The organism is Acinetobacter seohaensis (genome assembly GCF_056431365.1).
Window position 1 is genome coordinate 1 of record NZ_JBWKMK010000094.1, and the last position, 2,326, is coordinate 2,326.

The 2,326-nt window shown below is 33.0% G+C and carries 3 protein-coding genes and 1 pseudogene; 3 read left to right on the top strand and 1 reads right to left on the bottom strand.

All coding sequences use genetic code 11. The features are described 5' to 3' along the window. Positions 1–327: 327 nt before the first annotated feature. The gene (locus AC07E5_RS09890) at positions 328–672 is read left to right on the top strand and encodes an SMR family transporter (RefSeq protein ID WP_005146112.1); all 345 of its coding nucleotides are present in this window, start codon (positions 328–330) and stop codon (positions 670–672) included. Then, positions 673–1,230, top strand: coding sequence for a TetR/AcrR family transcriptional regulator (locus AC07E5_RS09895; RefSeq protein ID WP_005146114.1), 558 nt, complete (start codon positions 673–675; stop codon positions 1,228–1,230). 506 nt (positions 1,231–1,736) lie between these two features. Here AC07E5_RS09895 and AC07E5_RS09900 read toward each other — a convergent pair. Further along, positions 1,737–2,108 (bottom strand): rod shape-determining protein, encoded by a 372-nt coding sequence (locus AC07E5_RS09900; protein ID WP_454496346.1) that lies wholly within the window; start codon positions 2,106–2,108, stop codon positions 1,737–1,739. 151 nt (positions 2,109–2,259) lie between these two features. Between AC07E5_RS09900 and AC07E5_RS09905 the strand changes: the two are divergent. Beyond that, a pseudogene (locus tag AC07E5_RS09905) lies at positions 2,260–2,326 on the top strand (helix-turn-helix domain-containing protein); the annotation flags it as partial.

Here is a 2,326-nt window from a genome sequence, read left to right on the forward strand (position 1 = left end):
TTTGGGATTAGTCGTCAGGCGGTATACCGATATTTACAAGTTAGTGAATAGCTTATTGGGATTAGCAACTAAATTTAGTTTAACTTATAAAAATCATGAAACACTGTTCGAATTTTAAGCGTGGAACGTGAAAAATCACAAAAAAAGCCCACCTTGGGGAAGGTGGGCTATCAACTAGAAACTACAGCATTGATTTCTAAGTGGAATTATAACACATTACGTATAAGGTGTATTATGTTAATTTTAGAAAATCTAAAATAATTATTGATAATTTTTTTTTTGAAAATTTAACATACCTTCCGATTGATATTTTAGGTATGATTACTTATGAACAGTGTGTTACTCGCTTATGTATTACTTGGATTTGCAATAGTTTCCGAAGTGATTGGAAGTAGTTTTTTAGTTAAATCGGAAGGGTTTACAAAACTTTTTCCAAGCGTGATGGTCTTTATTTTTTTTAGCACGGCATTTTATTTATTATCACAAGTTATTAAAACAATCCCTTTAGGTATCGCATACGCTATATGGGCTGGTGTTGGGATTGTTCTAACTGCTGTAGTTGGCTACTTTGTTTTTAAACAGACACTAGATAATCCTGCTTTAATTGGAATTGGTTTTATCGTATCTGGCGTAATAATTATTAATTTATTTTCGCAATCAGCAGGTCATTAAGTGAAAGAAATTCGGCAACAAAAGAAGCAACCAGAGGTTATTCGAAAGCGCATCCTTGAACAGGCAACTATTCTTGTTTCTCAAAAGGGTATTTCTGGTGTTTCTATTCAAAATATTGCTACAGCAGTAGGTATAACAAAAGGGGGGGTATTTCACCATTTCCCGAATAAAAAAAATTTGATAGAAGAAATGTTCAATCAAATAATTCTTGATTTAGATCAAACAGTTGAATACTTGATTAAACGCGATCCAACAGAATATGGTAAATTCACACGAGCTTATATTCATAGTTCTTTTATCCATCAAATAGATGGGGTGGTTTCTGCTTGGTCAGCGTTATCAATGACTATGATCACAGAGCCTACCTTTAATAAAATTTGGATGGAATGGCTAAAAAATAGATTATCTCAACATGCAGAAACGGATAGTCATCCTGATTTAGAGTTACTTCGTTTAGCAGCAGATGGGTTGTGGCTACAAAGTATTACCGGAGTCATTGATGATGAGCAATGTTCAAAATTAGAAGACGATCTGCTTAATCGAACCTATTTAACATAAAATCTCTTATACGAAATCCAGATTCAAGACATAAAAAAGCCCGACATCCTGTCGGGCTTTTTCGTATTGGTTCGCTTGGCATAACTCCTGTCGTGCCGCCGATCCTTGTGCGATTATTTATTTTAATTCTGCGGAACATCCTGTTCTCTTATGACTTCATGATATTGAATACAAGGGATTGTGAACATCCGCAAAATCCCTAAATTCATGTGCGCTCAGGCGTACAAAATTGGTGGATTTTTATCCCAAGAGTTGTCCGCAGAAATTGGGGATAATTTAAGCCAGCGCTGGCTTGATAACGCAGAGAAAAATGACAAATTGATTAAAGATTGATCAAATTTATTGGCAAGAAGTATCAAAATTGCTTAAAAAGAAACCGACTTGTTTCCAAGTCGGTATTTTGTTGTTTTTTAGGCGGATGAAAAATTTTTAACTATATGAAAAACAAAGATATTTTAAAAAGTATCTCGTATAAGCTCTATTATGTTAAATGGGGCTTTTAAAAATTATTCTTCAATAGAATTTCCATCAAGGTCATATAGCTTTACTTCTCTTGCACCAGTATTAAAAAATAACTCCTTAAAAGCTCGTATTTCAATCTTAGTTAAACTACCTTGTATCGGCTCCATTATTTGGACAATCGTAATAGGAGCTGTAAATTTGAAAAAAGATAAGCCGTTAGAATGGTGTCTCATTAAAGCTTTTAATGTTGTTTTAGCGCTTTCAAAATCTGCCAAAATCATTCTTGGGTGATCATAAGGTGATTTAGGAATTTCAGTTGCTTTGACTATGCCATTCTCTGCCATCAAACTTATACGGTTTTTATAAAAATGTACCCATATTGCTTTAGGATATTTTTTTAAATCGTCTCTTATCATTTTAGTTCTTAACTTGGATGTTCATTTAATTATAAATATATATTTTTTTTAATTTCAATTGGATAATTCTTAATTTATTCTAAAATTAACATAAGTTGACAAAAATAACTAATCATGCGAAAAAGTTTTTTTAGTTAACAGATGTTCACCCATGCCTCGAATTGTTTCTGTACCACTTAGTTTAGAACAGCGAGAACGACTCATTTTTCTGGCCAAGC

What these genes read in the sequence shown, in the direction of transcription:
- AC07E5_RS09900 (WP_454496346.1), bottom strand. Translation starts at nt 2,108, where the DNA reads ATGATAAGAGACGATTTAAAAAAATATCCTAAAGCAATATGGGTACAT.
- AC07E5_RS09890 (WP_005146112.1), top strand. Translation starts at nt 328, where the DNA reads ATGAACAGTGTGTTACTCGCTTATGTATTACTTGGATTTGCAATAGTT.